Raw genomic sequence first — 5,544 nt, 5'->3', positions numbered from 1 at the left:
GTGCTGATGGACGTCTACATGCCGCGTATGGACGGGCTTGAGGCCACGCGGCGCATCCGTCAGTTGCCGCCCCCCCAGGGCGCGGTTCCGATAGTGGCGGTGACGGCCAACGCCGCGCCAGAGGAGGTCAAGGCCTGTCTTGAGGCCGGGATGAACGCTTTCGTCGCCAAACCAATTCAGGCCGCCGAACTGCTGGAGGTCCTGGCGGCTCAGTTCTGAGCCAGGTTCAAGCCTGGTTGACGATGTTGCCCTTGATGACCGCCTGGCCATCGGCCGCCAGGTCCAGCCTGGTCTGCGGCAGGGCCAGGGGGCCATGCAGCGTGGCGTTGACCTGGTCGAGGCCCGCCGCGCCTGGACCCTTGGCCACGAGATAGCGCAGGGATATCCGCTCGTGATCGGCGGCGTCAGGTTGGGTCCCGTGCAGGGTGCAGGCATGCCAGATAGCGGCGAAGCCCGCCGGTCCGGTCAGCAGGCGCTGATGGGTCTTCACCTCGCCCCCGCGGCCGTCGCGATAGGTCCAGACGTCAGGTCCGTCCCGCCGCAGGTCGTGGGGGAACACGGCGGCTCCAAGGCGGTGGCTGCCGGTCAGCAGGAACAGCGGTGCGTCAAGCCGGCTGACCGGGTGCAGATAGACGTAGAGGGTCAGGAAATCGGCCGGTCGGTCGCGATAGTCGATCAGGTCCTGATGGAAATCGATCCCGTAGAAATAGGTGACATCGCGGTGCTCCGGGCGGACATAGGCGCCAAGATTGTTCACCGGGTTGCCGAGGATGCGCGCCCTCAGCCAGGGCGGCACCGCGGTCTGGGGCACGCCGCAGACCACCTTGCGGTTCAGGATCTCGTAGCCGTCGCCCAGGAGGGCCTGCAGGGCGCTGGTGATATGCGGGGCCTGCTCCACGAAGCCCAGTCGGTCTTCGAACCGCTCGAGCAGATTGCGGCCAGGACGCGGATTGACCCCCACATGCTGCGGATCAGCGTCAAATTCGGCCTCGCTCAAAAACAGGCGGTGGTCAAAGGGACGGGTGGCGCGAATGTCCGCTAGCAGGGCGGCCGCCGCGATCGGATCCACAAACCTGTCAAAGACGTGGGCCCCGTCCTGGATGAAATCACCTATGGCGGGGTGAATGGAGGACGAGGCAGGGGCGCGGACGGCGGTCATGGAGCCTCCGAAAAGATGCCGACAGCCTCGCTGCGCCCACTAAAGATAGGGTTAATCCCGGCGGCGAAGGTGACGATTCCGCCTATGCTTCAGGATCTTAGGGGGTCTGCCCACCGGTCGCCGGCGCCACAAGGCCGTTTCGGCGCCAGACGGTTGCACAACAGCCCCGGAAGGCCGAACCTCCACTTCGGGTTGAACGGGTGCACAAGATGCTTGAAGCTGTTCGTTACGGGCTGAAGAACTACGCGAATTTCCAGGGGCGCACGGCCAGGCCGACCTTCTGGTGGTGGGTTCTGTCGATCTTCCTCTTCGGTCTGGCCGTGGGGGTGGTGGACACCATGCTGTTCGGGCGCGGCGACTTCCAGCCGCTCAGCGCCCTGGCCGGCCTCGCCCTCATCGTTCCCAACCTCGCCATGGGGGTCCGCCGGCTGCATGACACCGGCCGGACAGGCTGGTGGGTGCTGATCGCCCTGATCCCGATCCTCGGCTTCCTGGTGCTGTTGTTCTTCTATGTTCAGCCCAGCGCGGCAGACTCGGCCTATGGCGAACCCGTCACCGGCGATGCGCCCCGGGACCCTGCGCCGCCGACGGCCTAGGTCTAGGTCTGGGTCCAATCAGGGACGGCCGTCGGGACGACTCGGCGCCAGTACCGGAGCGCTGGCTGGCGGGGGCGTTCGTTCGAGATCGGCGATCAGCGTCCTCATTTCCGCGATTTCCCGCACCTGAGCGGCGAGAATTTCGTCGGCCAACCGGCGCACCCGCGGGTCACGAATATTGGCGCGCTCACTGGTCATGATGGCGATGGAATGGTGAGGCGTCATGGCCTTCATGTAGGCCACATCGCCCACCGTGACCTGGCTGCGGACAAGCCAAAGGGCGGCGACAGACACCACCGCGGCCCCGCAGAGGATCGCGACGTTCAAGCTTTTGTTTGGATACATGCCAAACATGAAAGTCATCATGACTATGGCCATCGCCCCACCCATCAGCAAGGCCATGTAGGCCCGAGTCTCGCTGAACATCACATGGTCGACGGCGTAGGTGTTCAGATACATCAGGAAGAACATCACGAGGGTCGAGGCGGTGATCATCGCGCCGAACCGCAGATAGCTCATAGCATTGCTCCTTCTGCTGTTGCCGAAGGTCAACGCATGAGTACGGCCCAGGCGCCGCGCTATGCCAGTTTGGGCCGCAATATGCGCCAACCGAACGCCAAGATCGCGATCAGAACGGCCTCGACGATCATCGGCGGGATCTGCATCACACCGCCGCCCGAGGCGATCAGGCTGATCACCCGCCCGGTGAGGGCCAGGCCGAGCAGGATCAGGGCCGGCCCCAGCCAGCGGCGATCTGATCGCAGAGCCGCGAGGATGGCGAACAGGCCGCCTGCTCCAAAGAAGCCCCCAAGGTCGGCCCGCAGACTGGCGACCCCCACCGGTCCGTCCGCGGCCAGTCCGAGGGTGGCGGCGAACATCTGGGGCTGGGTCCAGATCCGCAGGGTGATGGCGACCATCAGCAGGCCCACCAGACCCACCAGGCCCCGCGCGATCCCACGCCCCAGGCGGGCGGCGCGCTCAGGCCGGTTGCGGGCGAACCGCCGCCAGCCGAAGACCGCCAAGCCAACCATCAGAACCAGGACGCCAAGACCGAGCATAAGGGGCGCGCGGAGGTCCGCCAGGATATGGGCGGCGAGGTTCAGGGCGATCTGCCGGTCGGCGGAGAAACCTTCGGGAATTTCGGCCGCGCCCACCGCCGTCGCATAGGCCTGATAATCGGCCAGCATGGCCGCCACCCGTTCGGGCTGGGCCCGGGCCAGGTCGGTGGTCTCGCCGGGATCGCGGACGATGTCATAGAGCCGCCAGGCCGGGTCGCCCCAGGCGCCCGCGTTGCGGGTCAGCTTGTAGTCACCCCTGAACAGGGCGCCGTCGCCGGCCGCCTCGAGACCCACCGGATCGTCTGGCCCATAGACCCGGTCGGTCTGGCCGTTCAGCACCGGAAGCAGGCTGCGGCCGTGCAGGGGCGGATGCTCCGCGCCGGCGATCTCAAGCAGGGTCGGGGCGATGTCGGAGATGATGCTGAAGGCGCGCACCGTCTGGCCCCGCGGCAGACCTGGGCCGGCCATGATCAGCGGGACCCGAAGCCCCCCCTCGCCGGTGTAGAATTTGTAGAGGGCGCCCGGCGCCGCCGCCGCGCTGGCCCAGCCGGGGCCGATGGCGGCGTAGGTCCCCGGCCCGCCCCGGATGTCCGCCCCATACTCATAGCCCTGTCGGCGCAGCCAGAGGCGGAACAGGGGTTCGGCCACCGGGTCACCGGCCTCAGGTCCGTTGTCGGAGAGGACGACGAAGAGGGTGTTGTCATACTGGCCGGTGGCCCGCAGGTGGTCCACCAGCCGCCCGAAGTGGTGGTCCATGGCCTCCAGCATGGCGGCGTTGATCGCCATGGACCGGGCCGCCAGGGCCTGGGCTTCCGGCGACAGGGCGTTCCACTCCGCCACATTGCGCGGCGGCGGACCCATGGGAGCGTCCGCGGCGATCAGGCCGGTGCGGACTGCGCCTTGGCGCCGGCGCTCGCGCTGGGCGGCCCAGCCGTCGCGATAGGTCGCCTCGTACTTGCGGACGAAGGCCTCCGGCGCCTGAACCGGAATGTGGATGGCCAGAAAGGGCAGATAGGCGAAGAAGGGCGAAGCGTCCCCTGACCCGTCGCCAATATAGCCGATCATCTGGTCGACCAGGAATTCCGACGAATAGAAGTCCTTGGGCAGGGTGGCGGGTTTGCCGTCCTCAAACCACGGGGACTTGGCGTAGAGGGGGAAGTAGGACCGCTCATCCCAGTTGTCGCCGCCCGTGGCGTCCAGGGCGAAGGAGCGGTCGAACCCATGGGCGTCGGGCAGGTCGCCGGGAGCGTGACCCAGGTGCCACTTGCCGGCCATGTAGGTGCGATAGCCGACCCGCTTCAGGCGCGTGGCCACCGTCTCGACTCCCTGCGCCAGGCGTCCCTGATAGGCGGGCAGGTCCCGATGGGCCCGAGGCGTCGATTCCGGCAGGTTGGCGACGCCTGCGGTGTGGCTGTCGAGGCCGGTCATCAGCATGGCCCGGGACGGGGCGCACATGGGCGTGGCGTGGAAGTTGGAGAAGCGCGCTCCGCGGGCGGCCAGGGCGTCGATGGTCGGGGTGGCGATCTCGCTCCCATAGGCGCCGAAGTCGGTATAGCCAGCGTCATCCACCAGGATCAGCACGATGTTCGGGCGCTCGCTGGCCGCCTGAGCCTGCCCGGTGAGACCCAAAAGACCCGTCGCCACTAGGGCCAGGAGGCCGCAGGCCAGACTTGTAAGTCGGCGCGAAATCCCCTGCCCCATCGCCTCACCGCGCCTCGACATATGCCGCCCCCAAAGAAAGTCTGGGATATATATGCACGATCACTGCCAATTTATGCAAGGTCATGGCGCACGCCCCGTCGGTCGGTTCAAGGGGCTTGAGTCTTGAAGACAATGGCGCGTATCGTGCCAAAACTTTGGTCGGGGAGGCCGTCGATGTCGCGCAAGATCTGGTTGGGAGTGGGACTCGCCCTTCTGGTGGCCATTGGCCTGGGCCTGGCCAACTACAAGTCCATCGTCCTGTTCGTGGTGGGCAATCTGGGCAAGCAGCAGATCGCCGAGAACCAGGAGATCGCCTGGGCCCGCGGTCCCGATGTGGCGCCGGACGGAGACCGGCCGCCCAATGTGATCGTCATCCTGGCCGACGACCTGGGCATCAACGACATCAGCACCTTTGGCGGCGGCATCGCCGGGGGCCTCGTCAAGACGCCGAACATCGACGCCCTGGCCGCCCGCGGCGCCAATCTCAGCCAGGCCTATGCCGGCCAGGCCACCTGCGCGCCGTCACGGGCCATGATCATGACCGGGCGCTACGCCACCCGGCACGGATTTGAGTTCACGCCGACCCCGGACGGCATGACCCGCATACTGGAGATGTTCTACAACGACGGCTCACGCCCCCATCCGATGCTGCGGGACGCCGAGGCGGCGAAGAGAACCCCGCCCATGGTCGAACAGGGCCTGCCCGGCAGCGAGATCACCCTGGCTGAGGTGCTGAAGACCCGAGGCTATCACACCGTCCATATCGGCAAGTGGCACCTGGGCGACACCGAGGAATTCAACGCCAACGCCCAGGGCTTCGACGAAAGCCTGTTGATGGCCAGCGGCCTCTATCTGCCCGAGGACCACCCCGACGTGGTCAACGCCAAGATCGACTTCGACCCGATCGATCGCTTCCTTTGGGCGCGGATGCAGGCGGCCGCCAAGTTCAACGGCGGGCCAATGTTCGCGCCGCGGGGCTATCTGACCGACTACTACACCGAAGAGTCGGTCAAGGTGATCGAGGCGAACC

Annotated in this window: 6 protein-coding genes; 3 read left to right on the top strand and 3 right to left on the bottom strand. The window is 66.8% G+C overall.

All coding sequences use genetic code 11. From position 1 onward, the window contains the following. A partial coding sequence (locus Q7V15_RS14270; protein WP_304756390.1) for a response regulator occupies positions 1–219 on the top strand: 219 nt, incomplete at its 5' end. 7 nt (positions 220–226) lie between these two features. Here Q7V15_RS14270 and Q7V15_RS14265 read toward each other — a convergent pair. Then, a complete protein-coding gene (locus tag Q7V15_RS14265; protein WP_304756389.1) occupies positions 227–1,159 on the bottom strand; it encodes a phytanoyl-CoA dioxygenase family protein in 933 nt (310 codons plus the stop codon). Positions 1,160–1,368: 209 nt separating this feature from the next. On the opposite strand from Q7V15_RS14265, the gene Q7V15_RS14260 reads away from it, so the two are divergent. Next, positions 1,369–1,755 (top strand): DUF805 domain-containing protein, encoded by a 387-nt coding sequence (locus tag Q7V15_RS14260; RefSeq protein WP_304756387.1) that lies wholly within the window; start codon positions 1,369–1,371, stop codon positions 1,753–1,755. An 18-nt stretch (positions 1,756–1,773) separates the two neighbouring features. Here Q7V15_RS14260 and Q7V15_RS14255 read toward each other — a convergent pair whose 3' ends face one another. Beyond that, on the bottom strand, positions 1,774–2,274 hold the full coding sequence (locus tag Q7V15_RS14255) for a DUF305 domain-containing protein (RefSeq protein ID WP_304756385.1): 501 nt from the start codon (positions 2,272–2,274) through the stop codon (positions 1,774–1,776). 59 nt (positions 2,275–2,333) lie between these two features. Then, positions 2,334–4,535, bottom strand: coding sequence for an arylsulfatase (locus tag Q7V15_RS14250; RefSeq protein ID WP_304756384.1), 2,202 nt, complete (start codon positions 4,533–4,535; stop codon positions 2,334–2,336). Positions 4,536–4,688: 153 nt separating this feature from the next. Between Q7V15_RS14250 and Q7V15_RS14245 the strand changes: the two genes are divergently transcribed. Then, on the top strand, positions 4,689–5,544 hold an 856-nt coding region (locus Q7V15_RS14245), incomplete at its 3' end, for a sulfatase-like hydrolase/transferase (RefSeq protein ID WP_304756383.1).

It is taken from the genome of Phenylobacterium sp. (assembly GCF_030651755.1).
Lineage (GTDB): Bacteria > Pseudomonadota > Alphaproteobacteria > Caulobacterales > Caulobacteraceae > Phenylobacterium.
The sequence above is the reverse complement of the archived record's forward strand: the minus strand, read 5'-3'. Positions and strand labels throughout refer to the sequence as shown.

Bases quoted from the DNA above. Each gene is read 5' to 3' on its own strand.
- Q7V15_RS14250 (WP_304756384.1), bottom strand. From the start codon at position 4,535: ATGTCGAGGCGCGGTGAGGCGATGGGGCAGGGGATTTCGCGCCGACTT.
- Q7V15_RS14265 (WP_304756389.1), bottom strand. From the start codon at position 1,159: ATGACCGCCGTCCGCGCCCCTGCCTCGTCCTCCATTCACCCCGCCATA.
- Q7V15_RS14255 (WP_304756385.1), bottom strand. From the start codon at position 2,274: ATGAGCTATCTGCGGTTCGGCGCGATGATCACCGCCTCGACCCTCGTG.
- Q7V15_RS14260 (WP_304756387.1), top strand. From the start codon at position 1,369: ATGCTTGAAGCTGTTCGTTACGGGCTGAAGAACTACGCGAATTTCCAG.